Origin of the sequence: Streptomyces sp. NBC_00358, from assembly GCF_036099295.1 — a bacterium.
In the GTDB taxonomy this organism is placed as follows: domain Bacteria; phylum Actinomycetota; class Actinomycetes; order Streptomycetales; family Streptomycetaceae; genus Streptomyces.
On record NZ_CP107976.1, the window covers coordinates 3,800,741 to 3,826,488 of the forward strand.

The following is a 25,748-nucleotide window of genomic DNA, read 5'->3' on the forward strand; positions in this document are numbered from 1 at the left end:
GTGGTCACTGGCCAGCCACCTCCTTCTCGGTGTTGTCGGTGGCGCCGAGGACGTTGCCCGCGGCGATTTCCGCGCCGACGCGGCGCTGCTGGCGGCGCAGACCCCACTCGCGGACGGCCTCGTACGAGACCACGACCGCGATCACGATCAGGCCCTGCATGATGACCGCGATTTCCTTGTCGTACCCGTGGAAGTCGAGCTCGGGCGAGGCCTTGTCGAGCCAGGCCCACAGCAGGGCCGCGAACGCGATGCCGACGGGGCTGTTGCGGCCGAGCAGCGCGATACCGATGCCGAGGAAGCCGATGCCGACAGGGAAGTTGAGGCTGTACGTGTGGGTGTCGCCGAGCAGGATCGGCAGACCCGCGAGTCCGGCGATGCCGCCGGAGAGCAGCATCGCGGTGAGCACCATGCGCTTGGGGTCGACACCGCTGGCCGCGGCGGCGGACTCGGAGGCGCCGGAGGCGCGCAGGTCGAAGCCGAAGCGGGTGCGGTTGAGAACGATCCAGTAGCCGATGCCGAGGAGCACGGCGAGGATGACCAGGCCGTAGATCTCGCCCGCGTCACCCATGTTGAACCCGGGGATCCAGCCGGACTTGTGCATCTCGCCGGTGGTGTTGTTGTTGCCGAGCTTGACGCCGAAGACGTCGGGCAGCCACAGGTAGGCGATGACGGAGGTCGCGATCGCGTTCAGCATGATCGTCGCGACGACCTCGCTGACCCCGCGGGTGACCTTGAGGACACCGGCGATTCCGGCCCAGAACGCGCCGGTGCAGATCGCGGTCAGCATCAGCAGCGGGACCTGGAGCACGGCCGGCAGCGCGACGTGCGCGCCGACGATCGCGGCCATCATGGCGGCGAGCTGGTACTGGCCGTCCACACCGATGTTGAAGAGGTTCATCCGGAAGCCGATGGCCACCGCCAGTGCCGCGATGTAGTACAGCGAGGCCTGGTTGATGATCAGGACCTGGATGTCGGAGAACGTCGCCTGCTGGAACATGATCGTGTACGGCTCGATCGGGCTCTTGCCCGAGGCGAGCAGCACGATCGAGGTCAGCGCCACGGCGACGACGAGCGCGATGACCGGTCCGGCCACCCCGAGGAGCAGGCGCTCCTTGTCGAACTTCTTCATCAGCGGGCCTCGTCTTCCGGGGCGTCCGCCGGGTTCTCGGCGGGCTCTTCGAGCTCGGCCGCTTCGGCGAGCTCCTCGTTCTCCAGGTGTCCGGAGGCGGCACCGGTCATGGCCGAGCCGAGTTCCTCCGGGGTGATGGTGGCCGGGTCCGCGTCCGCGACCAGCTTGCCGTTGTAGATCACCCGGAGGGTGTCGGACAGGCCGATCAGCTCGTCCAGGTCGGCGGAGATCAGCAGGACGGCGAGCCCTTCGCGGCGCGCCGCGCGGATCTGGTCCCAGATCTGCGCCTGCGCGCCGACGTCCACACCGCGGGTGGGGTGGGCGGCGATCAGGAACTTCGGCTTGTGGCTCATCTCGCGGCCGACGATCAGCTTCTGCTGGTTGCCGCCGGACAGCGAGGCCGCGGTGACGTCGATGCCGGGGGTACGGACGTCGTACTCCTCGACGATGCGGCGGGTGTCCTGCTGGGCGCCCTTGATGTCGATCCAGACGCCCTTGGCGTTGGGCTTCTCGGTGACGTGGCCGAGGATGCGGTTCTCCCAGAGGGGGGCTTCCAGGAGGAGGCCGTGGCGGTGGCGGTCCTCGGGGATGTAGCCGATGCCGTTCTCGCGGCGCTTGCGCGTCGAGAGGCCGGTGATGTCGTCGCCCGCGAAGCGGATGACACCGGAGTCGGCGCCCTTGAGGCCGATCAGCGCGTCGATGAGTTCGGTCTGGCCGTTGCCCTCGACACCGGCGATACCCATCACCTCACCGGCGTGGATGGTGAAGGAGACATGGTCGAGGACGAGCCGTACGGCGCCGCGCTCCACCTCGTCCATGAGCAGGGCCGCGGAGCCCTTGCCCATCGACACCGAGCCCTTGGCGAAGACCGTCAGGTCCTCGACCTCGATGACGGCCCGGTCGGTGACCGTCGACTCGGAGGTCTCCGGCGTCGGCAGTTCGCTGCCGACCATCAGCTCGGCGAGCTGACGCGGGGTCGTCTCGGACGGCACGGCGGTGCCGACCGTCGTACCGCGCCGGATGACCGTGATGTCGTCGGCGACCGAGAGGACCTCGCCCAGCTTGTGCGAGATGAAGATGACCGACAGTCCCTCGGCCTTGAGTTCGCGCAGGTTCTCGAAGAGGGCGTCGACCTCCTGCGGCACGAGGACGGCGGTGGGCTCGTCCAGGATCAGGATGCGGGCGCCGCGGTAGAGGACCTTGAGGATCTCCACGCGCTGCCGGTCGGCGACACCGAGCTCCTCGACCAGGAGGTCGGGGCGGACCCCGAGGCCGTAGCGCTCGGAGAGCTCGACGATCTTGCGGCGGGCCTTGCCGCCGATGCCGTACAGCTTCTCGCTGCCCAGGACGACGTTCTCCAGGACGGTGAGGTTGTCGGCCAGCATGAAGTGCTGGTGGACCATGCCGATGCCGCGGCCGATGGCGTCCGCGGGCGACGAGAAGGTGACCTGCTCGCCGTCGACGGCGATGGTGCCCTCGTCCGGCTTCTGCATGCCGTAGAGAATCTTCATCAGCGTCGACTTGCCGGCGCCGTTCTCGCCGACGAGGGCGTGCACGGTGCCCTTGCGGACGCTGAGGTGGATGTCGTGGTTGGCCACGACGCCAGGGAATCGCTTGGTGATCCCGGCGAGTTCGACAGCGGTCGGCTGACCGTCGACCGCGCCGGCCGGAGGGCTGCTGGACGCGTTGATGGCGCACTCTCCTGAGGGAAAGGGGGTCGTCTACGCGCGTAGCGCCCCTACGGCAACGAAAGGGGCCACGCGCCGCGAGAACGGGATACGGGGAGCAAGACTCCTCGTATCCCGTTGAGCGGACGTAACCCCGCGGTTACCAAGCGACTCCGGGGCAGAGCGGGCGCCTCCCCGTGCCGGACGGCACAGAGACTTGCCCGAACTTCCCCGGGACCGCATTGGCTGCTCCTGAGGTACTTCTCGTCAGCTGGTCTTGACCTTGATCGCACCGCTGATGATCTTCTCCTGGGCGGCCTTGACGGCGTCCTGGATCGCGGTGTTGTTCTTGAACGCCGGGTTGGAATCGGCCAGGCCGACCTCACCGGACTTCAGATCGCCCCGAACGATACCGCTCTCGGGCTTACCGTCCTCGACCGACTTCGCCAGGGTGTAGACCGCCTTGGCGACGTCCTTCGTGGCGGAGGTCAGGATCGAGTCCTTGTACTGGGCCAGCGCCTGCTGCAGGTACTGGTCCGAGTCGACACCGATGGCCAGGACCTTCTTGGCGGAGGCGGCCTCGATGACACCCTGACCGGACAGACCGGCCGCGGCGTAGACGACGTCGGCCTTCTTCTCGATCTGACCCTCGGCGGCCGTCTTGCCCTTGTCGGGGCTGGAGAAGCCACCCTCCTGGGCCGTCTGGGTGAGGTACTGCGAGAGGACCTTGACGCCCGGCTTGGTGTCCTTGACACCCTGCTCGAAGCCCGCCTCGAACTTGTGGATCAGCGGAACGTCCACGCCGCCGATGAAGCCGACGGTGTCGGTCTTGGTGGCCTTGGCGGCGGTGACGCCGGCCAGGTAGGAGGCCTCCTGCTCGGAGAAGACCAGGTCCGCGACGTTCTTCGCCGTGACGGTGGAGTCGTCGACGATGCCGAAGGTGGTGTTCGGGAGCTTCGCGGCGGCGGCCTTGACGGCCGGGCCGTAGGAGTAGCCGATGCCGATGACCGGGTTGTAACCCTGCTTGGCCAGCGAGACCAGGCGCTGCGTCTTGTCCGCGTCCGTCTCGCCGTCGGTGGGCTCGAGGTCGGCGGTGTCGTACTTGAACTCGGCCTTCGCCTGCTTCAGACCCTCGTACGCGGCGTCGTTGAAGGACTGGTCGCCCTTGCCGCCGACGTCGTACGCGAGGGCGAGGCCCTTGTGACCGCTCTTGGCGTCCGCGGAGGACGAGGAGGTCGAGGTGCCGCCACAGGCGGAGAGAGCGAGGGCGAGAGAGGCGGTCGCAGTACCTGCGAGCGCGATGCGGGTAACCCGGCGCATTACGTGTGCTCCTGTCGTTCAGCGCCTGACGGTTCAGCTTCGGCGCTGGCTTCGCCGCAGATTAACGCGCGTAGACCAACTAGAAAACCCCTTCTGTCCACCTTGTTATCCGGCTGTGCCCGACGCCACGTACCCACGGGCCGGGTACTTGCCGATCGCAAAGGGAAAGTGGCGGTGAGTGATCCCGGAAGCGGACAGCGGAACGGGCGGGCACCTGGGTGCCCGCCCGTTCCGCTGCACTTCCACCATGTTTCGCCCGGCCGGCGGAGAGGTGGCGGGACCGGCCCGCCGCGATCACCCGCCGCTCGCGGCGACTAGCTGGTCTTGACCTTGATGCTGCCGTCGACGATGGCCGCCTTGGCCTTGGCCACGGCGTCGGTGAGACCGGCGATCTCACCCATCTTCGGGTTGCTGTCGGCGAGGCCGACACCGTTGACCTTGAGGTCGAAGGTCTGCGTGCCGGTCAGCGGCTTGCCGTCGTGGACGGACTTGGACAGCGTGTAGACCGCGCCGCCGACGTCCTTGAGGGCGGAGGTCAGGATCTTGTCCTTGTACGCCGACAGCGCCGCCTGCTTGTACTGGTCGGAGTCGACGCCGATCGCCCACACGCCCGCCTTGGAGGCGGCCTCGATGACACCCTGGCCGGACAGACCGGCCGCGGCGTAGAGGACGTCGGCCTTCTTCTCGATCTGGCCCTCGGCGGCGGCCTTGCCCTTGTCGGGGCTGGAGAAGCCACCCTCGGCGGCGGTCTGCGTCAGGTACTGCGAGAGGACCTTCACACCGGGCTTGGTGTCCTTGACGCCCTGCGTGTAGCCGGCCTCGAACTTGTGGATCAGCGGAACGTCCACGCCGCCGATGAAGCCGACGACGTTGCTCTTGGTGGCCTTGGCGGCCGCGACACCGGCGAGGTACGAGGACTCCTGCTCGGCGAAGACCAGGGAGGCCACGTTCTTGCCCGGGACGACCGAGTCCACGATGCCGAAGCTGGTCTTCGGGAACTTAGCGGCGGCCTTCTCCAGCGCGGGGCCGTAGGCGAAGCCGATGCCGATGACCGGGTTGTAGCCCTGCCTGGCCAGCGACTCCAGACGCTGCTGCTTGTCGGCGTCCGTCTCGTTGTCGTTGGGCTCGACGTCGGCCGTCTTGTAGCCGAACTCCTTCTTCGCCTTCTCCAGACCGGCGAACGCGGCGTCGTTGAAGGACTGGTCGCCCTTGCCGCCGACGTCGTACGCGATGGCGAGGCCCTTGGCGCCGCCGCTCGAACTGCTGTTGCTGCTGCTGTTGCTGTCACTACTGGTGCCGCCGCAGGCCGTGGCGGCGAGTGCGAGCGACGCGACCCCCACCGCGACGCGGGTCAGGCTGGCTATCCGACGCATCTGAAGCTCCCCATTCTCCAAAGCCCCGCAGTGGGTGCTGAGTTCGGCGCACATTAACGCGCGTAGACCGTCCAGGGAACGGGGTTCCGCCGGGCCGTTATCCATTCGTGCCGATGGCCGGTTACGTCCTTGTGAACCACCGGGCCGAAAGGCACGTTCGGGGACGCAGCACCCACCACAGCCGTCACACGGCGTGTCCGGGAAACGGATCCCAGGTGACGGAGAGCGTGGCTCCTGCTCCATGGAGTGACTGATGAATGACTGGGGACCACGCTACTGCGGGGGGTCCGGGGGCGCGACCTGAGTCACCGGCCGCGCCCGACGCCCTCAGGGCCGCTCGTCCAGGAGGGCCGCGGCGGTGAACATCTCGACGCCGACCGTGATCGCGTGCTCGTCCGCGTCGAAGTCGCCCCGGTGCAGATCGCGGGTCGTGCGGTCGCCCGGCGAGCGCACCCCGAGGCGGGCCATCGAGCCGGGCACGTGCTCCAGGTACCAGGAGAAGTCCTCGCCGCCGAGGCTCTGCTCGGTGTCCTCGATGGACTGCGCACCGCGCCGGGCGGTCATCGCGTCGCGGAGCAGGTCGGTGACGGCCGGGTCGTTGACGACCGGCGGGACGCCCCGGATGTAGTTGATCTCGGACTTGGCGCGGTAGAGGTTCGCGATCTCGTCGATGGCCGCGTGGACCAGGTCCGGAGCGGCCCGCCAGGCGTCGAGGTCCAGGCAGCGGATCGTCCCGGACAGCTCGGCGTGCTGCGGGATCACGTTGCAGGCGTGACCCGACTCGATACGTCCCCAGGTGACCGCGAGCCCGCTGCGGGCGTCCACGCGCCGGGCGACGAGCGCCGGCACGTCGGTCACCACGCGGGCGGCGGCGGTGACGAGGTCGGTGGTGAGATGGGGGCGCGCCGTGTGGCCGCCCGCGCCGTCCAGGGACACTTCGAGCCGGTCGCACGCCGAGGTGATGGCGCCGTGCCGCAGTCCGATACGCCCCGCGTCGACCCTCGGGTCGCAGTGCACGCCGACGATCCGCCCGACCCCTTCGAGTACGCCCGACTCGATCGCGTCCGGGGCGCCGCCGGGCAGTACCTCCTCGGCGGGCTGGAAGATCAGCCGGACCCGCCGGGGCAGCAGGCCCTTCGCGTGCAGGTCGGCGAGGACGAGACCGGCGCCGAGCACGACCGTCGTATGGATGTCGTGGCCGCAGGCGTGAGCACGGTCGGGCACCGTCGAGCGGTAGGCGCAGTCACTCTTCGTGTCCGGGATGGGCAGCGCGTCGATGTCGGCGCGCAACGCCAGCATGGGGCGTACGTCGTCCGGGTCCCCGATGTCACAGATGAGGCCGGTCCCGATGGCGAGGACACGCGGCTCCAGGCCCGCCTGCTCCAGGCGCGCCTTGATGGCCGCGGTGGTGCGGAACTCCTGGTTGCCGAGCTCCGGGTGCATGTGAAGGTCGCGACGGAACGCCACGAGTTCGGCGCGCAGTGCCTCGGGCAGCGCGCCCGGGAGCAGCGGCTCCCCGGGGAGATCGGCCTCGGACTCTCGGGACATCAGTTGGTTCACCCTTTGAAGGGTAGGACGATCGGGCGGCCAACTGACCCACGATCAACAAAAGTTCAGCCCGTTAGGGGAAGAAAATCTGGCCGCGCGGCGCATGGCTGGCTATGAGGATGGGTAGACTCGCCCGGCTCTTCGGGCGTTTGGATCTTGAACGGGTCGAGGTGACCGGCTGTGATCCGACTCGGCCGGGGATCGCCCGCCGATGTGCAGGAGGGAACACCCCGTACACCCGGGCGCATTCCCGTATCCGGCCTCCACAGTCTCACAACACCGTAACCGGATTCCGAAACCGTCACCGGCACGCTACGCGCCGGTCACATTCCGTGAGTGCCGGAGGGCGGGGCGCGGTGGCCGGTGGGTCGTGAAGGGCCCGGCGCGGCGCGGCGGCCCTTCACGACGCCGGGCTGTGACCGGTCCTAGGCGGTGGCCACCGCCGACAGCCGGTGCACGTCACGGGCCGTCCCGGTCACCCCGGACAGGAAGCCCTGGGCCCGGGGCGAGGCGTTCTCCGTCAGCCAGCTCGGGTCGATGTCGCAGACGGCGACGCGCACCTCGGTGCCGACCAGGGCGAGCGGCAGGGTGTGCACGACCGTCGACGGGAAGCTCAGGATCGTACGGCCGATGGGACCGCGCCGGGCGATCAGTTCGAGCGGCAGGTCGGGGCGGACGATCTCCAGTCCCGTCTCGGCGGCCAGCCGGTGCAGCTTGTCGGCGCTCTCGCGGCGGTGCGCGAAATAGCGGGTCGCGCCGTGCGCCTTGGCGAGCGAGCGGACCGCGCCCAGATAGCGGTCGGGGTCGACCACGCCCGTCTCGACGAGGGAGGTGCCGACCATGTCCGCGGTCCTGGTGATGCGCGGCGGGCCGAACCGGGCCCTGGTCCAGGCGAAGTCGTTGGCGGTGATCCGGACGCCGTCCGGTGCCGATTCGATCGGCATCGAGGAGAAGACCTCGACCGTACGGCGGCCGGAGGGCGTCAGCCGGCGGCGGGCCGAGGCGGACACGGGGGCGAAGAGAACGTCCCGCGGGCCGGGGCGGCCACCGCGCCGGTGCCAGCGCACCAGGCGTTCACCGCGGGCGAGTTGGGCGACGAACTCCATCGTCGCCGTGCCGTCGTCGACCACGACCAGGTCCTGCGCCCGGGTGATGGTCAGCAACAGCTGCACATAGCGGGAGAACGGGTCCCCCATGACGATCCGCCGGGCCCGGCGGAGCAGCGGTGCCAGGCCCCCGATGGTGTGGAAGGGGGCCGTGGTGCCACCGCGCGCCTCCTCCCAGCGGACCGCGTGGCCCTCGTCGCGGGCCAGTTCCGCCATCCGGCGGAGCTGGCCGCGGGTCATCGGGTCGTTGGGGGACAGGACGACGAGGGTGAGCCCCGCGCCGGGTGCCGCACCGTTGCGGGCGTGTGCGTGCGCCCATTCCAGCACGTTCAGGAGCTGTACCGGACTCTCGACGAAGGCGAGAGTGGGGGAGCCGGTGGAACCGGCGCGGGGGCTCATCGACGTACGACCGTCCCGTCGTAAGGAATTCAGGGCGTTCAGACCGAGACGGGCTCGCCCGCGGCCGCGGCGATCTCGGCCTCGGCGACGACGCCGGTGACGCGGCGCAGCTTCTTCATCGGGCCGAGCTCGGAGTCGTAGACCTTCTTGACGCCGTCGCCGAGGGAGGCCTCGATGGTGCGGATGTCGCGGACGAGGCGGGTCAGGCCCTGCGGCTCGACGGAGGCGGCCTGGTCGGAGCCCCACATCGCGCGGTCCAGGGTGATGTGGCGCTCGACGAAGGCCGCGCCCAGGGCGACCGCGGCGAGCGTGGTCTGCAGGCCCGTCTCGTGGCCGGAGTAGCCGATCGGCACGTTCGGGTACTCGGCCTGGAGGGTGTTGATGACGCGGAGGTTGAGCTCCTCGGCCTGCGCCGGGTAGGTCGAAGTGGCGTGGCACATCAGGATGTTGTCGCTACCGAGGACCTCGACCGCGTGGCGGATCTGCTTCGGCGTCGACATGCCGGTGGACAGGATCACCGTGCGGCCGGTGCCGCGCAGCGCGCGCAGCAGCTCGTCGTCGGTCAGCGAGGCGGAGGCGACCTTGTGGGCCGGGACGTCGAACTTCTCCAGGAAGGCGACGGCCTCGGTGTCCCACGGGGAGGCGAACCAGTCGATGTTCCTGCTCTTGGCGTACTCGTCGATCTGGCGGTACTCGTCCTCACCGAACTCCACCCGGTGGCGGTAGTCGATGTAGGTCATGCGGCCCCAGGGGGTGTCGCGCTCGATGTCCCACTGGTCGCGCGGGGTGCAGATCTCCGGGGTGCGCTTCTGGAACTTGACGGCGTCGCAGCCGGCCTCGGCGGCGGCGTCGATGAGCTTGAAGGCGTTCTCCAGCTCACCGTTGTGGTTGATGCCGATCTCGCCGACGACGTAGACGGGGTGACCCGGGCCGGCGGTCTTGGAACCGAAGCTGCGCAGACGGGAGTTGGTGCTCATGGCGGGGAAGTTCCTTACTTGTCGAGGGAGTCGAGAGAGGGGCCGAGGATCCAGCTGGCGATCTCTCGGATCGCGCCGTCGCCACCGGGGACGGTGGTGACCGCGCGTGCGGCGCCGCGCACGACGTCGTGGGCGCTCGCGACCGCGACCGGCCAGCCCACGAGGGCGAAGCAGGGGAGGTCGTTGACGTCGTTGCCGACGTAGAGCACGCGCTCGGGCGCGATGCCCTGCTCCTCGCACCACTGCTTCAGTGCGAGGTCTTTCCGGTCGATGCCGTGCAGGACCGGGATCTTGAGTTTCCGGGCCCGGGCGGCGACGACCGGGTTCTGTTCCGTGGACAGGATCAGCATCGCCAGTCCGCTCCTGCGGAGGGCGGCGATGCCGAGGCCGTCCCCGCGGTGCACGGAGACGAACTCCCGTCCGTCGGAGTCGATCAGCACCCGGTCGTCGGTCTGGGTGCCGTCGAAGTCGAGGACGACCGCGTCGATGTCGTCGGCGGCCGGGAGGGAGCCGATGGGGGTCCCCCCTGTTCGAGCGGAGCCGAGAACTCGGGGGATGGTCGCGTCGAAGAGCGGCGCGAGGGCACGGGCACGGGCGAGGTCGTGCGGGTCGTCGATCTCCAGCACCCGGGCCGGGTCGGTGCGCACGAGTTCGGTGCGGCCGAAGAAGCGGTGCCTCGCCCGGCGGAAGCCGGTGGCCTCCATGGCGTAGACGGCTCCGGTCTCCAGGAGGTCCTGGGGGCGGTCCTGGCGGCGCGGGCGGAAGGACTTGTCGTGGTTGACGCCGTAGCCGCCGGTGGTGGCGGTGTCGGCGACCAGGACGCCGGTGCGGCCGTCGACGGTCGCGCTGCCGGTCCCGGCGGCCACCGCGGCCGCGGGCTCGTCGTCGCCGTCGCGCCACACGAAGCCGTGGAAGGGGGCCACGGTCAGCGCCGTGTCCGCGCCGTTCACGACGATCGCGTCCACGACGCCGTCCACGTCCTCGCGGACGATGAACGGGCTGGTGCACTGCACGAGCAGCACGACGTCGACCGGGGAGCCGTGCAACGCCTCGTGGGTGTCCATGGCGTGCAGGACGGCGGCCTCGGAGGTGGCGGTGTCGCCGGCGATGGCCGCGGGGCGCAGCACGACCTCGGCGCCGGCCTGGCGGGCGGCCGCCGCGATGGCCTGGTCGTCGGTGGAGACGACCACGTCCGTCACGAGGCGGGCGGCGCGGCACTCGCGCACCGCTCGGGCCACGAGCGGCACACCGCCGACGGGCAGGAGGTTCTTCGCGGGCACGCCCTTGGAGCCGCCGCGCGCGGGGATCACCGCGAGCACGCGGCGCACCGGCGCGGCCTGGCCCGTTTCTGAGTTGGTCATGCGCTGTGCTCCTTGACGAGGGAGGCGAGGAGGACGTGGGGGGCGAGGGACCGCGGGCTGCCCGCTGTCGGGGGCGCTCACAGTTCGCCCATCCGCCGGATCACCGGTGCCACGCGCTGGACGCCGTGGCGGTAGGCGCCGCGGGCGGCCCGGCGCACGAACTGCCGTACGGGGCTGGGTTCCCGGTCCGCCGCGGGAGCGCCGGGCAGCGGGCTGCCGTCCGGGCCGAGGTGGTGGCGGGCGAGGATGCCGGGCAGATAGCCGGGCGCGGTGACGGGCGTGTAGTAGGGGGCCAGGGGCGGCAGTTCGTCCGCCGTCAGCAGCTCGGTGATGCGCCGCCGGGCGGTGTCGAAGGCCGTCTCGTACGATCCGTCGGCGGCGACGCCCTGCCGGGCCACCCACGCGGCGTCGGGCACCGGCCGGTGCCCGGTGTCGAGCTGGTCCCAGGAGGCGAGGCAGCCGGAGCCCACGAAGTGGTGGTTGCCGAGCGCCTCGCGCACCCCGAGGTCGCTGAGGACGACGGTGGGGATGCGCCGGTGCAGGGACTCCAGGGCGGCGGTGGAACTGACGGTGACGAGCAGGTCGGTGCGGTCGAGGACCTCACCCATGTGCCCGTACACCAGCCGGAAGTTGGCCGGCGGGTCCGCCTTCTGCACCAGCTTCTGGTACGGCAGCTCCTCGATGTGGGTGGTGTGCTCGCCCGGCCTGGAGCGCAGCTTGAGCAGGACCTCCCGGTCCGGGTGCAGCCGCGCGTGCCGGATCAGCCGGTCCAGCAGGTACGTACGGTCCTTGCGGCTCTCCGGTACGGAGGGCTGCGCGGCGAAGACGACCGTGCGAGGCCTGCGCCCTTGCTCCACGGACGGGTCGTTCTCCGGGTACACCGCCCCGCCGAGGAAGGGCAGCGCGACCTCGGTCACCGACCCGGCGTCCGCGCCGACCCCCTCGTACACGGCCCGGAAACGGTCCGCGTCCTGGCGGGAGTTGGCGAGGACGAGATCCGCGCCGTGCCGCAGGAGCAGCCCGTCGGCGAGCTTCTCGTAGACGACGCCGACGTAGCCGGTGACGACCAGGGGCCGCTTCGTCCGCCCGTCCCAGGCGCGGGCCAGGCCGTGCAGCACCGCCTGGACGGCGCCGCCGACCAGGGAGAGGACGACCATGTCGTACGGGCAGTCCTCCTTGCCCAGCTCGCGCAGGAACTCGACGGCGGTGACCTCGCGGAGGGAGTCCGCGCGGACGCCCACCTCTTCGAGCTGGCGGGCGGTCGGGGTGGCACGGCCGCGCAGGAGGAACCCGTCGAGGCGGATGTCCGAGTCGGCCGGGCAGACGCGGCTCGCGGTGAGCGAGCCCCATTTCCACCTGGTGTCGGAATCCGCGAGGACGGCCACTCGCAGGGACTTCGTGGTACTTGCTGGCACGTCCTAGACGCTAGGAACCCATTTCGAGGAGCGGCCCAACCCGAATACAACAAACGGTTAACAGCACATCGACGAATGGGGAATCGGCCAGGGATCGGCTGAGAAAACGACGCGGTTCACAGTTCCGCCATGCGTCGTTCACCTCGTATCCCACCAACGGTCAAGACGAATGCCGGGCCGCCCCTTAACGTCACTCGGGTGGTCAAGCTCTCCGTCATCGTGCCGTTCTACAACGTGCAGCAATATGCGCCCGACACCCTGAAGAGCCTGCGTGCGAACGCACGGCAGGACTTCGAATTCATTCTCGTCGACGACTGCTCGCGCGACGAGACACCGGACATCCTCGCGCGCGCGGAGCGCGAGCTCCCGGGTGCGGTGTATGTCAGACACGAGAAGAACGGAGGACTGGCCACCGCGCGCAACACCGGGATCGACAGAGCGCGTGGCGAGTACCTCACGTTCCTCGACGGGGACGACTGGCTCGCCCCCGGATACTACGAGCGACTCGTCTCCTCCATCGAGGACCTGGGCTGCGACTTCGTCCGTACGGACCATGTCCAGTGCACCGCGCGGGCCCGCACCGTCCACCGTGTTCCGCACGGCCGCCGCGGAGTCGTCCTCGACCCTCGTGACGCCATCCTGCCCTCCGACCGGTCCACCTCCGTCGACTACGCCTACGCCTGGGCGGGCATCTACCACCGCCGGCTGGTCGACCGCGGGCTGCTCCACTTCACCGACGGGCTGCGCACCGCCGAGGACCGGCCGTGGATCTGGAAGCTGCACCGGGAGGCGGAATCCTTCGCCGCGGTGGGGCTGCTCGGTGTGTTCTACCGGCGTGGCGTCGCCTCCTCACTCACCCAGATCGGGGATGTGCGCCAACTCGATTTCATTCGCGCGTTCGACCAGGTCGTCGCGGAAACCGCCGAGGACCGGGACGCGGGAAAACTCCTCCCCAAAGCCGTGCGCACATATTGCGCGATCATTTCCCATCACCTGGGATCCATCGAAAGGTTCGAGCCCGCGGTGGCACGGAAATTGAAGTCCATGAGTGCCGTCGCGCTGCGGCGCATGCCGCAGGACGTGCTCGACGAGGCCCTCGACTCCATGGACGTCCAGCGCGCCACCCGGCTGCGCCGGCTGCGCCGACGGCCCGCGCCCGCCGCGGGGGTGGCCGCGTGACCACCCAGATCTTCATGGCGTCCACGCTGTACGGGACGGCCACGCTCGCCGCGGCCCTCGACACCGACGCCTTCGGACCCGCCGACCGGCGCATCCTGCTCGTCTCCAACAACGCGGCGACGCCGGAGACGACGTCCGCCGTGGACGGGATGCCCGGCTTCGAGCGGCTGCGCGGCCGCTTCGACGAGGTCATCTCGTGGAACGAGACCATCTCCCCCTTCCACCCGGGCGGCTGGACCCCGCGGCCGGACGACGTACCCCTGTGGGAGCGTCATCTGCGGCTCGCCTGGAACCTCGGTGACGACGACGTCGAGCTGGCCGTCGAGTCGATCCAGGTCAACCCGGCGCTGGGCGTCTCCCAGATCTTCATGGGCGCGCCCGTCACGGTGTACGCCGACGGCCTGATGAGCTACGGCCCCACCCGCAACAAGATCGACCCGCTGGTCGGCACCCGGGTGACCCGGCTGCTCCACCTGGACCTGGTCCACGGCCTCAAGCCGCTGCTGCTCACCGAGTTCGACGTCGAGCCGGAGATCGTGCCCACGGATGCGTTCGTGAAGGTGCTGGCCGAACTCGTCGACACCGGGGACGAGTTGCCGTCCGTCGACGAGCCGGCGCTGCTGCTCGGCCAGTACCTCTCCGCGTTGGAGATCCTCACCGCCGAGGAGGAGGAGCAGCTCCACGTACGGATGCTGAGGGGCGCCCTCGCGCTCGGCCACACCCGTGTGGTGTTCAAACCGCACCCCTCGGCCCCGGCGCGCTGGTCGCGGATGCTGGAGAAGGAGGCGGAGAAACTGGGCGCGGACCTCACCGTCCTCGACACCCCGGTCCTCGCCGAGGTGCTCTACCAGCGGATGCGTCCCGCGCTGGTCGTCGGGTGCTTCTCCACGGCGCTGCTCACCGCGTCCGCGCTGTACGGCCTGCCGGTCGCCCGCGTCGGAACCGGATCGCTGCTGGACCGCCTCGCCCCGTACGAGAACAGCAACCGCGTCCCGGTGACCATCGTCGACGCGCTGCTGCCCGATCTGTCGGACAGCGCGGCGGTCACCGGGCAGCGCCCCGGCATGGACGTGGCGGACCTGACGAAGCTGCTGAGAGCCGTCGGTTTCGCGATGCAGCCGAAGATCTACCCGGACCTGCGGCCCGCGGCCGAGAGCTATCTGACGCACCAGTTGACCCAGCACACCTGGCGCTACTTCAAGCGCAAGCGCCTCACCTCGCTGGCCCTGCCCGGAGCGGTCCCGGCACAGCTCGCCTTCATCCCGCGCAACGCGACCGTACGGCGGGTCGCCCGCAGGGCGCGCTCCCTGAAGCGGGCGGTGGGCCGCTGAGGCGGCGACGGGGGTTTCCCGGCGAAGCACCTGGGGGCGGAGCCCGGTCGGACACGACCGGGCCCGCTCCTTTTTCGGGCCGCCACACCCGAGGGCGATTTGTCACGATTCGGAAGAGTTCTCAACGCGGGGGCGTCCCCTGGATGAACTCCCGTGGGCGGGACGACAAACCGGCCTCGCCAGGGCGTAAACATCCCCGACTATCGGACTAACGTGCTGTGGGCCAGCCGAGTCCCATCGAGGGGAACCTTGTGATCGACACGCCCGAGGAGGCCCGCGGGACGTCAACCGGCACCGTGGTCCGTACCGTCCTGCCACCCGCCGAGACGCCCCGCGCGCCCAAGCCCGCGGCGCGCCGGGAGAACCGGCTGCGCGCCCTCGACGGACTGCGGCTGATCGCCGCCCTGATGGTGGCCGGATACCACTACGGCGGCCGGGACGGCGAGGTCGTCCAGGCCTGGGGCAGCTCGCCGAAGCATCAGTTCCCCACCCTGCACCACCTGTTCGCCTACGGCTGCCTGGGCGTGCAGGTCTTCTTCGTGATCAGCGGCTTCGTCATCTGCATGAGCGGCTGGGGCCGGCCCCTGCGCTCCTTCTTCGCCTCCCGGGCCTCCCGGCTGCTGCCCGCGTACTGGGCCGCGATCATCATCGTGACGGCGGTGTTCGCCCTGCCCGTCGTCGCGTACAAGGCGGTCTCCCCGAGCGACGCGCTGGTCAACCTCACGATGCTCCAGCAGCCGCTGGGCGTCGACCGGGTGCTGGGCGTGTGCTGGACCCTGTGGGCCGAGATCCGCTTCTACGCCCTCTTCGCGCTGTGCATCGTGCTGCCCGGGGCGAACCGGCAGCGCGTGATCCTCTTCTGCGCGGGCTGGACCCTGGCGGCGGCGATCGCGCAGGGCGTGGACGAGCCGCTCCTGAACATGGTCCTGATGCCGGAGTACGCCCCGTACTTCATCGGCGGTGTCGGCCTCTACCTCGTGCACCGCAACCGGCGTGACGCGCACGCCTGGGGCATCGTCGGCGTGAGCTGGCTGATCGGCCAGCACTACGCGGTCCAGCGCCTGTGGCACGCCCCGAACCCGCGGTTCTTCTCCGACCGCTCGTCCCTCGGCATCCTGCTCGTCGTCACCTTCGGCTACGTCGCCGTGGCCGCGATCGCGCTGGGCTGGCTGCGCTGGGCGAACTGGCGCTGGCTGACGGTCGCGGGCGCGCTGACGTACCCGTTCTACCTGGTCCACGAGCACCTGGGCTGGGTCGCCATCAAGGCCTACCACCAGACCCTGCACCTCCCGTCGTACGGGACGTTCCTGGCCACGGTCGCCACCATGCTGCTGCTCGCCTGGCTGCTCAACCGGTACGTGGAGAAGTGGCTCACCCCGAAGCTCCGTACGGCCCTGTCGAAGCCGCGCCCGTAACCGGTCGGCCCGGACCGCCGCCCGGCCCGGGCGTCCGATCCGCTCAGCCGATCCCGTAGCGCGCCCCGATGCCCGCGACGACCAGGGCGAGACCGTCCTCGAAGTGCCGCTCGTAGTCCTCGAAGATCTCCGTGCCCGCCGCGGCCGACAACGGGAAGTCGGCCATGCGGCGGGCACGTTCGTCCATGTCGTAGCCCTCGCGGCGCTCGTCCGGCATGGGCTGGACGCCCTGCTCCTCGGCGACGAAGCCGAGCGTGTAGAAGTGCGCCGTGGACGTCGCGCGGATCGCCTGGGTGAGGGTGAATCCCGCCTGCGTGAAGAGCGTCAGCGTCCGCTCCATCTCGACGGCGTGCAGGGTGCCCGTGAACCGTGAACCGCTGAAGACCCTCGCCCCGTCGCGATAGCTCAGCAGGCCGGCGCGCAGTCCGCGGTTGGCCGCCAGCAGCCGCTCCCGCCAGTCGGCACCCCCTGTCGCCCCAGGGACGTCGACCATCCGGCGGTACATCTCCGTGGCCATCTCGTCGAGCAGTTCCTGCTTGTTCTTGAAATGCCAGTAGAGCGCCGGCGCCTGGACGTTCAGCTCCTTGGCGATGGCGCGCAGGGTGAGGCCGTCGAGGCCGGTCTCATTGAGGAGCCGCAGCGCGGTCTCGACCACGTGCTTCTTGTCCAGCTTGGGGGATCTCCGGGTAGCCACGCTTGACAGTTTAACGCCGTTAAGGGCACGCTCACCCCATCGAACTTAACGACGTTAAGGAGAGGGCTGTGAGCATGACAGCAGCAGCGAACGTGAAGCTGGACGTGGACGTATTGGTCGTCGGCGCGGGCCCCACCGGGCTCGCCCTCGGCGTCGATCTCGCGCGGCGGGGCGTGGACGCGCTCGTCGTCGAACGGGGCGAGGGGCTCGCGCCCGGCTCGCGCGGCAAGGGAATCCAGCCGCGCACCATGGAGGTCCTGGACGACCTCGGCGTCCTCGACGAGATCCGCGCGGCGGGGGGCGACTACCCGGTCGGAATGATCTGGCAGGACGGGAGGCCGGCGGGCGAGCGCCCGATGTTCGACCCGGCCGAGGACGACGAGGAGGGCTCCCCGTTCACCGAGCCGTGGATGGTGCCGCAGTGGCGCACCCAGGAGATCCTGCGCACGCGGCTGACCGGACTCGGCGGCAGGGTCCTCTTCGGCCGCGAGGTGACCGGGTTCGGCCAGGACGAGGACGGCGTGACCGTGCACATCGCCTCGGGCGAGGGCTCGAAGACCCTCCGCGCACGGTACGTCGTCGCCGCCGACGGAGGCCGCTCGGCCGTGCGCCGGGCCGCGGGCATCGGCATGACCGGTGCCGGGGCCGACGGTTCGGGCGTCGTCGACCCGGACCCGATCCTCGTGGCGGACGCCCGGATCAGCGGCCTGGACCGCGACCACTGGCACGTCTTCCCGCCGGGCGGGGACAGCGAGGGCTTCATGGCGGTCTGCCCGCTGGCGGGCACGGAGCACTTCCAGATCGTCGCCGGGTTCCCGGCCGGAACCGCGGTGGACAGCTCCCCCGACGGCGTACGCGCGGTGTTCGCCGCCCGTACGCACCTGACCGCCGACTCGGTGACGGACCTGCGCTGGATCTCGGACTTCCGGCCCCGCGCGGCACTGGCGGACCGCTTCCGCGTGGGGCGGGTCTTCCTCGCCGGGGACGCGGCGCACATCCACTCCCCGGCCGGCGGCCAGGGGCTCAACACCAGCGTCCAGGACGCCTACAACCTGGGCTGGAAGCTCGGCGCGGTCCTGCGCGGCGAGGCTCCCGCGGCCCTCCTGCACACCTACGAGGAGGAACGCCGTTCCATCGCCGCCGACATGCTCGGCCTGTCCACCCGGATCCACCGGGGCGAGGCCCGCCGCGGCAGGGAGACCCGTCAGCTCGGGCTCGGCTACCGCGGTTCCTCCCTCGCGGTGGAGACCCGCGGGGACCTGTCCGACGCGGCCCTGCGCGCGGGCGACCGCGCCCCCGGCGGAACCGTGGAGGGCGTACGCCTCTTCGACGTGTTCCGGGGCCCGCACTGGACGCTGCTGACGGTCGGCGCGGACGCGGCGACGCCGGTGCTCCCGGGTGTCCGCACGGCACGGATCGGGGCGTACGAGCGGTACGGGACCGGGGTCTTCCTCGTCCGGCCCGACGGGTATGTGGGGTGGGCGGGCACCGACGCGCGGGGTCTGCAGGAGTACGCGGCCCGGGTGGGGCTGAGCGTCGGCTGACCGATCCCCGGACCTGTCCTAGGCGCTGGCGAGCGTGAGCTTCACCGCGAAGCCGAGGAAGAGAGCGCCCGCGGCGGTGGTGGCGCCCGCGGAGAGGCGCTTGCGGCGGCGGAACGCCTCCGCGAGGCGCGTGCCGCTGAAGATCAGGGCGGTCAGGTACAGGAAGCTCGCGAGCTGGGCGAAGGCGCCGAGCACGACGAACGACAGGGCCGGGTAGGCGTACCCGGGGTCGACGAACTGCACGAAGAAGGCGACGAAGAACAGGATGGCCTTCGGGTTGAACAGGCTGATCACCAGCGCCCGCCGGAACGGCCGCTCCCCGGCCACGGTCTCGGGTTCCACGCTCTCGGCGGCCGGCTCCCGCCGGGCCCGCCACATCGCCCACGCGGCCCGCAGCATCCCGACCGCCAGCCAGGTCAGATATCCCGCGCCGGCGTACTTCACGATCCCGAACAGCACGGCGTTCGCCTGTAGCAGCGACGCGACACCGGCCGCCGACAGCGTCATCAGCACGGTGTCACCGCACCACACACCCGCGGCGGCGGTATAGCCCGTGCGGACACCCCTGCGGGCGGCGACGGACAGCACGTACAGCGAGTTCGGTCCCGGGAGCAGGACGATCAGGACGAGACCTGCGAGATAGGTGGGGAGATCGATGACACCAAGCATGAGAGCGAGTGTCGCACGGGCCCCCGGCAGCCCGTAGAGGCGTCCCGCGGGTCACTCACCGTCGAGGAGGACGTCCACGGAGAGGTCGAGGGCGACGCCGACGGACTCGGGGACCGGGACGCTCCGGCCCCGCTTGCAACGCTCGGGGGCCGCGTACTTGCCGTCGGCCGGGTCCCGGTGGAGCAGGACCTCGTCGTGCTTGCGGTCGGCCACGACGCAGACCGGGACCCCGGCGTGGCACTCGGCCGTACGAAGGAATCGCCCGGGTCAGAAGGCGTCCGTCGGCACGTACGTGCCCCAGATCTCGCGCAGCGCGTTGCAGACCTCGCCGACCGTCGCGCGGGCGCGCAGGGCCTCCTTCATCGGATGGAGGACGTTGTCCGTGCCCTCGGCGGCCTTCTTCAGTGCGGCGAGAGCGGTGTCGACGGCCTCCTGGTCGCGCTCGGCGCGGAGGCGGGCGAGGCGTTCGGCCTGCTGGGCCTCGATGGCCGGGTCGACGCGGAGTGGCTCGTACGGTTCCTCGGCGTCGAGCTGGAAGCGGTTGACGCCGACCACGACCCGCTCGCCGGAGTCGGTCTCCTGGGCGACGCGGTAGGCGGAGCGCTCGATCTCGCCCTTCTGGAAGCCGTGCTCGATCGCTTCGACGGCGCCGCCGAGGTCCTCGACCCTCGTCATGAGGGCGACGGCGGCCGCCTCGACGTCGTCGGTCATCCTCTCGACGACGTACGAGCCCGCGAAGGGGTCGACCGTCGCCGTCACGTCCGTCTCGTAGGCGAGGACCTGCTGGGTGCGCAGGGCCAGTCGCGCGGACTTGTCGGTGGGCAGCGCGATGGCCTCGTCGAAGGAGTTGGTGTGCAGCGACTGGGTGCCGCCGAGGACCGCGCCCAGGCCCTGGACGGCGACGCGGACCAGGTTCACCTCGGGCTGCTGCGCGGTGAGCTGGACACCCGCCGTCTGGGTGTGGAAGCGCAGCATCAGCGACTTGGGGTTCCTCGCGCCGAACTCGTCCCGCATGACCCGGGCCCAGATACGCCTGGCGGCGCGGAACTTGGCGACCTCCTCCAGGATCGTCGTACGGGCGACGAAGAAGAAGGAGAGGCGGGGCGCGAAGTCGTCGACGTCCATTCCCGCGGCCACGGCGGTCCGGACGTACTCGATGCCGTCGGCGAGCGTGAACGCGATCTCCTGCGCGGGAGTCGCTCCCGCCTCGGCCATGTGGTAGCCCGAGATCGAGATGGTGTTCCACTTCGGGATCTCGGCCCGGCAGTACTTGAAGATGTCCGCGATCAGCCGCAGGGACGGCTTGGGCGGGAAGATGTACGTCCCGCGGGCGATGTACTCCTTGAGGACGTCGTTCTGGACGGTGCCCGTCAACCGGTCGGCGGACACGCCCTGTTCCTCGCCGACGAGCTGGTACATCAGCAGCAGCAGCGCGGCGGGCGCGTTGATCGTCATCGAGGTGGAGACCTTGTCCAGCGGGATCCCGCCGAACAGGACACGCATGTCGTCGACCGAGTCGATCGCGACTCCGACCTTGCCGACCTCGCCGTGCGCGAGGGGCGCGTCCGAGTCGTGGCCCATCTGGGTCGGCAGGTCGAAGGCGACGGACAGACCCGTCGTGCCGTGGGCGATGAGCTGCCGGTAGCGGGCGTTGGACTCCACGGCCGTACCGAACCCGGCGTACTGCCGCATGGTCCATGGACGGCCCGTGTACATCGACGGGTACACGCCCCGGGTGAAGGGGTAGGCGCCCGGCGCGCCGAGCTTCTCGGCCGGGTCCCAGCCGTCCAGGGCCTCGGGACCGTACACCGGTTCGATGGGCAGTCCGGATTCGGATTCGCGCGCCATTGCTGTGCCTCCCGTGAAGCGGCCCGATGACAGGGATGCGACCCGCGACGGACTGTAGCGGCCGAGGTGCACCAAGCGGAGGGACCCGCGCCGGGACCTTGCCCAGGGACCGGTTCGCGGGCCCGTTCCGTGGTTCCCTTCCACCATGCCGCGCGGTTCGCAACCGGTCACCCGCGGGGAGCATCTCAGGTGACATGACGGCTGGACGGGGCCTGATGTGCACGACAGGACAGGTGGAACAGGGGTCCGGATGCGTACGACTGGCATGAAGAGATCGCTGGCCGCGCTCGCGGCGTTCGCCGCGGTGAGCGGCTGCACGGCGCACGCCGTGGACGCGCGGGGGACGTCACGGCCGGTGCGGATCGACGGTTCGCTCGCCCCGGCCCCCGGCTCGGCGGGAACGGACGACAAACCGTCCGCCTCCTCGGACGGGAAGGACGGCGGGCCCGGTTCAGCGGGAACGGGCAAGGACGGCGATACCGGCTCCGCGGGGACGGGCAAGGGCGGCGAGCAGGCCGCTGTTCCCGCCGAGGTCCTCTGGTCCCGCGGCGACCGGGGCGACGACGTCCGCCGGGCGCAGGCCCGGCTGCACCAGGTCGCCTGGCTGATCACCCCGCCGACGGGGACGTACGACACCCGGACGGTCGAGGCCGTGAAGGGGTTCCAGGGCAAGCGGGGGCTGCCGCGCACCGGCCGACTGGACGCCGTCACCTGGCAGCGGCTGCGGCAGATGACGCACGAACCGGCGGACTGGGAGCTGTATCCCTACGGCGGACAGCCGGCCGCGAAACCCGACCCGCGCTGTATGACGGGCCGTGTGCTGTGCGTCAGCAAGACGAGCCGGACGCTGCGTTGGATGATCGACGGGAAGACGGTCTCGGAGATGGACGTGCGGTTCGGCTCGCAGTACACCCCGACCCGCGAAGGTGTGTTCACGGTCTACTTCAAGTCCCGCCACCATGTCTCGACGATCTACAACACATCGATGCCGTACGCGATGTTCTTCAGCGGCGGCCAAGCGGTGCACTATTCCTCGGACTTCGCGGCCCGCGGCTACTACGGCGCCTCGCACGGCTGCGTCAACGTACGGGACGAGGGGAAGGTCGCGGCGCTGTTCGCTCAGGTCAGGACGGGCGACAAGGTGGTCGTCTACTGGTGACGGACCGGCACCCGCGCGACGGCGGGGCGAGGAGAGTGGGGCGCGGGCGGGACCGGGGGAACGTGTCCCACCCGCGCCGGTTGCACAGAGCCATGGGTACGGGGGGAACCCCGGCTCCGTGCGACGGCCGATGACCAGTCGGCTCACCACTTACTGCGCCACGGCAGCCGAAAACGTCACACCCGGCCCAAAAAAAAGTTCAACGAAAAACGAAAGTGCAGGTCAGCGGGGTTCCGGAGGCCCGCCGGACAGGGTTCCGCGGGGAAGGACCGCCCGTGAGGCGCCACCGTGCCGAGCCGCGAGCACGCTGCCCGCGAGGGCGGGCCGCTACAAGAGTGCGCTGGTGGGAGAGCTGACGGTACGACAGCGGGCCCGTCGGCGAGCGGACGGCACAGCCTCCGCGGACGCGGTCGCACGACCACCCGACCATCCGGCCACGCGCCGGAAGGAAAGCCGGCGGGCCGATCAGCGCCTGGCGGAAAGGCGGTTCACGACAGGACGCTGTCCGCCGGGGCCGGCGTCGGAGTCGGGCTCGGCACCGGGGACGTCAGCGGAAGGGCCGGCGGAAGGCGTGTCAGCGCCGGGCGCAGGACGGACGGGGTGGCGATACCGCCGTTGCCCCGGACATCGTTGCCGCGCGACGTCGTGTGGTGGCCGTCGCCGTCACCACCGCCCTGATCGCCCTGATCGCCCTGATCGCCCTGGCCGCCCTGGTCGGAGCCCTGCCCCGTCCCCTGCTCGCCGCCGTCCCCCTGCCCGTTGCCCGTGCCGTCACCGGAGCCGCCGCCCAGCGTGCGGGCGAGGATGCCGGAGCAGTACAGCCTCACCCGGCCGCCGCCACCCGCCACATGCTCCAGGACGCGCCTGCGGTCCGCGTCGAGGTCCTTGCCGTCGAGGAGGTCGCGGCAGTACGAACGCGTACGGGCCCACCATTCGCGGGTGCGCCCGGCGCTCCCGGTGGAGTCCGGACGGGGCGACGCGCTCGCGGTGCCGGTGCCGGGACCGGTGGACGCGGAGGGCCCGCCGGACGGAACGCCCGACGAACCGTCAGGGACCGGCATCATGGAGCCGAAACCACCGGAGACTCCCGGCGAGGGCGAGGCGGACACGAGCGGACGCTCCGGGGGCCGTGCGGCCGTTGCCGTGGCGGCCGGGCCCGGGTGTTCGCGGGTGAACGGGGTCGGCAGCACTCCGGTTCCGGCCGCGACGGCGACACCGCCGACCATGCCGACGGCCAGCACCGCGGCGAGCCCGAAGCGGGTGGGACGTCCCCAGCGCGTCCGGCGTCCGTGCGCGGCGGGGCGCCCGAGCCGCACGAGACCGGCGTCCGCGGCATGCGCACGGGGTCGTACGCGACCACGGTGGCCGAGCGGCGCCGGGGCGCCGTCACCGCCCTCGCGCGCCTTGCGGAACGCGGCCAACGCGGCTGCCTCGCCCGGGAGTTCGTCGCTGCTCAGCTCGGGTGCGGCGGCCAGTGAATCGAGCGCCTCGGCGAGGCGGTCCAACTGGTCGCGGGTGCCGGCGTCGACGGCTTCCAGCGGCTCACCGCGCAGCAGACGCTCCGCGGCGTCGCGGTCCAGCCACCTGTACTGCTCGTCGGCCATCACATGTCCTTCTGCGCCCGCGAACGCGTATGCGTCACACCGGCGGACGTCACCGCGCGGACGCGCGAACCTCGTTGCGGGGGTACGGCGTCGAGCGCGCCGACGGATTCCGGATCGGTGCCGAGCAGCTCCGCGAGCCGTTTCAGGCCGCGGTGCGCCGCCGTGCGCACGGCTCCGGGGCGCTTGCCGAGGGTCTCGGCGGCCGTCTTGGCGTCGAGGCCGACCACGACGCGCAGGACGACGGCTTCCGCCTGGTCCTGCGGGAGCTGGGCGATGAGCGAGAGGGTGCTGCCGGTGGACAGCGACTCCATCGCCTCGGTCGCGGTGTCGGACTCGGCGGCCTTGCCCGTCAGCTCGGTCTCGTCGCCGCCTATCGCGGGGCGGCGGCCGCGCATCCGTATGTGGTCCAGGGCGCGGTTGCGGGCGATCCGCGCCGCCCAGCCGCGGAACCGGTCCGCGTCGCCGCTGAACCGCTCCAGGTCACGGGCGATCTGGAGCCAGGCCTCGGACGTGACGTCCTCCGCGTCCGGCTCGCCCACCAGCGTCCGTACGTATCCGAGCAGTCGTGGGTGCACCGCTCGGTACACAGTCCGGAAAGCGGTCTCGTCCCCGTTCTGTGCAGCAAGTACCGCGGCGGTCAGCTCCGCGTCGTCCCCCAGCACCCCCGCGCCCCTCTTTGCGCCTCAACCGGCGCCGCTCTCGCGGGCCGGGTTCTCGCCGTCGTGATTCCTCGGTGGACGGTTGTGGTCCCAGGTCCGCGTGATCCGGTCTCGGGTCCCACACGGTTCTGGTCTCAGGCCCCACGTGGTCGTGGTCCCGGATTCCACGCGGTCGTGGTCTCAGGTTCCTCGTGGTTGCGGTCGTCCCTTGTCCGCACCGGCGCGAAAGGCACGTTACGGCCTGAAACCGCTCCCCGTCCATGTTCGTACAACGTGCAACTACATGGTGACGGTGAGAGGTGTGACACAAACCGCAGTCGTGGCGCTGTAGAGAGTACGGGTCGCCGCGCGGCCCGTACCGCGCGACGGTCGGGGCCTCTCCTGTGGGGGGTGGCGGCCCCGGCCGTCTCCGTGGTCTCTTGTTCCGACCTGGGATGACGCCCGGCATCGGTGACCAACGCGGCCAGCGCGTGACCAACGGTCAGGTGCCTCATGTGACCCTACCCAGCCCGATGCGCCGAGCCCTCCCGGACACCGACTTGCGGACCCGGTCGACTCGGCGCTTGCCGTGCCGGGCCATCGTGCAGCCCGGCGAGTGGTCCCGAACGTTGGCGGCGGCCTCGACGGGTCCCCCCGCCTCCAGATCGCCGGCACCTTGCCATGCCGCCAGTTGTGGATGCGGAACTTCTCGGGGTGAACCGGTCCCCGAAGCGACATCGCCGTCGACCAGGTGAGCCCACCGGACCCGACAGGACCCCGGAAGGGGAACAGTCCTCGCTGTTGTGTACACATGGCACACCCGGTACCTTTGAGTACATGACGCAGATGCCCATAGAGTCCATCCGTGACGTCCGCGCACACCTTGCCGAAGTCGTCGAACGGGCCGATCGCGATGACCAGCCCACCGTGATCACGCGACGAGGAAAAGAAGTGGCCGCCATCGTCTCGATCGATGTCCTGCGCAAGTACCAGCAGTGGGAAGAGCGCGAGATCAATCGCATCATCGACGAGCGGATGGCGAACCGCTCGGCCGGCGTCCCCATCGAGGACATCATGAAGGAGACCCTGGCGCGCAGTGAGTGAGTACCGGACCGTCTTCCGGCCCGAGGCGCAAGCCGAGCTTCGAAAAGTCCCCCGCGACGTGGCGCTGCGCATCCTGGCCAAGCTGACGGAACTGGAGAGTGACCCGCTCGGATTCAGCACCACGGCGCTGGTGTCCCAGCCCGATCGGCGTCGCCTCCGGGTCGGCGACTACCGCGTCATCTACACCATCGACAACGGCGAACTGGTCGTGTGGGTCGTTCATGTCGGACACCGCTCCACGGTCTACGAGACGTGAGGTCCCGTCCAC

22 protein-coding genes are annotated in these 25,748 nt (G+C 70.5%); 7 read left to right on the plus strand and 15 right to left on the minus strand.

What is annotated here, in order from left to right:
* Positions 1-4: 4 nt before the first annotated feature.
* From OHT01_RS15835 to OHT01_RS15875, 9 genes are all read right to left on the minus strand, one after another.
* Entirely contained in the window at positions 5-1,129 is a 1,125-nt protein-coding gene (locus tag OHT01_RS15835; protein WP_328553809.1) for an ABC transporter permease, read from the minus strand.
* Positions 1,129-2,820 carry an ABC transporter ATP-binding protein gene (locus OHT01_RS15840; protein ID WP_328558134.1) on the minus strand — a complete coding sequence of 564 codons (1,692 nt, stop codon included), beginning with the start codon at positions 2,818-2,820 and terminating at the stop codon, positions 1,129-1,131. Before OHT01_RS15840 ends, OHT01_RS15835 begins: the two co-directional genes overlap by 1 nt.
* A 243-nt stretch (positions 2,821-3,063) precedes the next feature.
* Positions 3,064-4,116: a BMP family lipoprotein gene (locus OHT01_RS15845; protein WP_328553810.1), complete on the minus strand. Its 1,053-nt coding sequence runs from the start codon at positions 4,114-4,116 to the stop codon at positions 3,064-3,066.
* A 314-nt stretch (positions 4,117-4,430) separates the two neighbouring features.
* On the minus strand, positions 4,431-5,489 hold the full coding sequence (locus tag OHT01_RS15850; RefSeq protein WP_328553811.1) for a BMP family lipoprotein: 1,059 nt from the start codon (positions 5,487-5,489) through the stop codon (positions 4,431-4,433).
* Positions 5,490-5,816: 327 nt separating this feature from the next.
* On the minus strand, positions 5,817-7,037 hold the full coding sequence (locus OHT01_RS15855; RefSeq protein WP_328558135.1) for a M20 family metallopeptidase: 1,221 nt from the start codon (positions 7,035-7,037) through the stop codon (positions 5,817-5,819).
* Positions 7,038-7,462: 425 nt separating this feature from the next.
* Entirely contained in the window at positions 7,463-8,542 is a 1,080-nt protein-coding gene (locus tag OHT01_RS15860; protein WP_328553812.1) for a hypothetical protein, read from the minus strand.
* Positions 8,543-8,580: 38 nt separating this feature from the next.
* On the minus strand, positions 8,581-9,519 hold the full coding sequence (locus OHT01_RS15865) for an N-acetylneuraminate synthase family protein (RefSeq protein WP_328553813.1): 939 nt from the start codon (positions 9,517-9,519) through the stop codon (positions 8,581-8,583).
* Between the two features lie 14 nt (positions 9,520-9,533).
* The gene (locus OHT01_RS15870; RefSeq protein ID WP_328553814.1) at positions 9,534-10,880 is read right to left on the minus strand and encodes an N-acylneuraminate cytidylyltransferase; all 1,347 of its coding nucleotides are present in this window, start codon (positions 10,878-10,880) and stop codon (positions 9,534-9,536) included.
* A 77-nt stretch (positions 10,881-10,957) separates the two neighbouring features.
* Complete coding sequence (locus tag OHT01_RS15875; protein WP_328553815.1) at positions 10,958-12,295, minus strand: DUF6716 putative glycosyltransferase; 1,338 nt, start codon at positions 12,293-12,295, stop codon at positions 10,958-10,960.
* Between the two features lie 198 nt (positions 12,296-12,493).
* Here OHT01_RS15875 and OHT01_RS15880 point away from each other — a divergent pair, with 198 nt between their 5' ends.
* The 3 genes from OHT01_RS15880 (at position 12,494) to OHT01_RS15890 (ending at position 16,220) form a co-directional block, all read left to right on the plus strand.
* A complete protein-coding gene (locus tag OHT01_RS15880) occupies positions 12,494-13,474 on the plus strand; it encodes a glycosyltransferase family 2 protein (protein ID WP_328553816.1) in 981 nt (326 codons plus the stop codon).
* Positions 13,471-14,805, plus strand: a complete 1,335-nt coding sequence (locus OHT01_RS15885) for an alpha-2,8-polysialyltransferase family protein (protein ID WP_328553817.1) — start codon at positions 13,471-13,473, stop codon at positions 14,803-14,805. Before OHT01_RS15880 ends, OHT01_RS15885 begins: the two co-directional genes overlap by 4 nt.
* Positions 14,806-15,056: 251 nt before the next feature.
* Positions 15,057-16,220: an acyltransferase family protein gene (locus OHT01_RS15890; protein ID WP_328553818.1), complete on the plus strand. Its 1,164-nt coding sequence runs from the start codon at positions 15,057-15,059 to the stop codon at positions 16,218-16,220.
* A gap of 43 nt (positions 16,221-16,263) precedes the next feature.
* Here the strand turns inward: OHT01_RS15890 and OHT01_RS15895 are convergent, their stop codons facing one another.
* Positions 16,264-16,914: a TetR/AcrR family transcriptional regulator C-terminal domain-containing protein gene (locus OHT01_RS15895; protein WP_328553819.1), complete on the minus strand. Its 651-nt coding sequence runs from the start codon at positions 16,912-16,914 to the stop codon at positions 16,264-16,266.
* A gap of 74 nt (positions 16,915-16,988) precedes the next feature.
* Here OHT01_RS15895 and OHT01_RS15900 point away from each other — a divergent pair, with 74 nt between their 5' ends.
* Positions 16,989-18,458, plus strand: coding sequence for an FAD-dependent monooxygenase (locus OHT01_RS15900; RefSeq protein WP_328553820.1), 1,470 nt, complete (start codon positions 16,989-16,991; stop codon positions 18,456-18,458).
* Between the two features lie 18 nt (positions 18,459-18,476).
* On the opposite strand, the gene leuE is transcribed toward OHT01_RS15900, so the two are convergent.
* From leuE to OHT01_RS15915, 3 genes are read right to left on the minus strand one after another with little or no spacing between them, the layout of a single operon-like run.
* A complete protein-coding gene (gene leuE / locus OHT01_RS15905) occupies positions 18,477-19,127 on the minus strand; it encodes a leucine efflux protein LeuE (protein ID WP_328553821.1) in 651 nt (216 codons plus the stop codon).
* Positions 19,128-19,178: 51 nt separating this feature from the next.
* Entirely contained in the window at positions 19,179-19,340 is a 162-nt protein-coding gene (locus OHT01_RS15910) for a hypothetical protein (protein WP_328553822.1), read from the minus strand.
* Between the two features lie 54 nt (positions 19,341-19,394).
* On the minus strand, positions 19,395-20,975 hold the full coding sequence (locus OHT01_RS15915; protein ID WP_328553823.1) for an acyl-CoA mutase large subunit family protein: 1,581 nt from the start codon (positions 20,973-20,975) through the stop codon (positions 19,395-19,397).
* A gap of 250 nt (positions 20,976-21,225) precedes the next feature.
* On the opposite strand from OHT01_RS15915, the gene OHT01_RS15920 reads away from it, so the two are divergent.
* Positions 21,226-22,134 carry a L,D-transpeptidase family protein gene (locus OHT01_RS15920; RefSeq protein WP_328553824.1) on the plus strand — a complete coding sequence of 303 codons (909 nt, stop codon included), beginning with the start codon at positions 21,226-21,228 and terminating at the stop codon, positions 22,132-22,134.
* 488 nt (positions 22,135-22,622) lie between these two features.
* Here OHT01_RS15920 and OHT01_RS15925 read toward each other — a convergent pair whose 3' ends face one another.
* Together OHT01_RS15925 and OHT01_RS15930 are read right to left on the minus strand one after the other, a co-directional pair.
* Positions 22,623-23,738, minus strand: a complete 1,116-nt coding sequence (locus OHT01_RS15925; RefSeq protein ID WP_328553825.1) for a hypothetical protein — start codon at positions 23,736-23,738, stop codon at positions 22,623-22,625.
* On the minus strand, positions 23,738-24,400 hold the full coding sequence (locus OHT01_RS15930) for an RNA polymerase sigma factor (RefSeq protein ID WP_328553826.1): 663 nt from the start codon (positions 24,398-24,400) through the stop codon (positions 23,738-23,740). Before OHT01_RS15930 ends, OHT01_RS15925 begins: the two co-directional genes overlap by 1 nt.
* 813 nt (positions 24,401-25,213) lie before the next feature.
* Here OHT01_RS15930 and OHT01_RS15935 point away from each other — a divergent pair.
* Together OHT01_RS15935 and OHT01_RS15940 are read left to right on the plus strand one after the other, a co-directional pair.
* On the plus strand, positions 25,214-25,480 hold the full coding sequence (locus OHT01_RS15935) for a type II toxin-antitoxin system Phd/YefM family antitoxin (protein ID WP_328553827.1): 267 nt from the start codon (positions 25,214-25,216) through the stop codon (positions 25,478-25,480).
* On the plus strand, positions 25,473-25,736 hold the full coding sequence (locus OHT01_RS15940) for a type II toxin-antitoxin system RelE family toxin (RefSeq protein WP_328553828.1): 264 nt from the start codon (positions 25,473-25,475) through the stop codon (positions 25,734-25,736). Before OHT01_RS15935 ends, OHT01_RS15940 begins: the two co-directional genes overlap by 8 nt.
* Positions 25,737-25,748: the final 12 nt, after the last annotated feature.

Excerpts from the sequence above, each read along its gene's own strand:
- OHT01_RS15855 (WP_328558135.1), bottom strand. The coding sequence starts at position 7,037 with ATGTCCCGAGAGTCCGAGGCCGATCTCCCCGGGGAGCCGCTGCTCCCG.
- OHT01_RS15865 (WP_328553813.1), bottom strand. The coding sequence starts at position 9,519 with ATGAGCACCAACTCCCGTCTGCGCAGCTTCGGTTCCAAGACCGCCGGC.
- OHT01_RS15860 (WP_328553812.1), bottom strand. The coding sequence starts at position 8,542 with ATGAGCCCCCGCGCCGGTTCCACCGGCTCCCCCACTCTCGCCTTCGTC.
- OHT01_RS15835 (WP_328553809.1), bottom strand. The coding sequence starts at position 1,129 with ATGAAGAAGTTCGACAAGGAGCGCCTGCTCCTCGGGGTGGCCGGACCG.
- OHT01_RS15900 (WP_328553820.1), top strand. The coding sequence starts at position 16,989 with ATGACAGCAGCAGCGAACGTGAAGCTGGACGTGGACGTATTGGTCGTC.
- OHT01_RS15920 (WP_328553824.1), top strand. The coding sequence starts at position 21,226 with ATGCGTACGACTGGCATGAAGAGATCGCTGGCCGCGCTCGCGGCGTTC.
- OHT01_RS15870 (WP_328553814.1), bottom strand. The coding sequence starts at position 10,880 with ATGACCAACTCAGAAACGGGCCAGGCCGCGCCGGTGCGCCGCGTGCTC.
- OHT01_RS15845 (WP_328553810.1), bottom strand. The coding sequence starts at position 4,116 with ATGCGCCGGGTTACCCGCATCGCGCTCGCAGGTACTGCGACCGCCTCT.
- OHT01_RS15935 (WP_328553827.1), top strand. The coding sequence starts at position 25,214 with ATGACGCAGATGCCCATAGAGTCCATCCGTGACGTCCGCGCACACCTT.
- OHT01_RS15925 (WP_328553825.1), bottom strand. The coding sequence starts at position 23,738 with ATGGCCGACGAGCAGTACAGGTGGCTGGACCGCGACGCCGCGGAGCGT.
- OHT01_RS15850 (WP_328553811.1), bottom strand. The coding sequence starts at position 5,489 with ATGCGTCGGATAGCCAGCCTGACCCGCGTCGCGGTGGGGGTCGCGTCG.
- leuE (WP_328553821.1), bottom strand. The coding sequence starts at position 19,127 with ATGCTTGGTGTCATCGATCTCCCCACCTATCTCGCAGGTCTCGTCCTG.
- OHT01_RS15915 (WP_328553823.1), bottom strand. The coding sequence starts at position 20,975 with ATGGCGCGCGAATCCGAATCCGGACTGCCCATCGAACCGGTGTACGGT.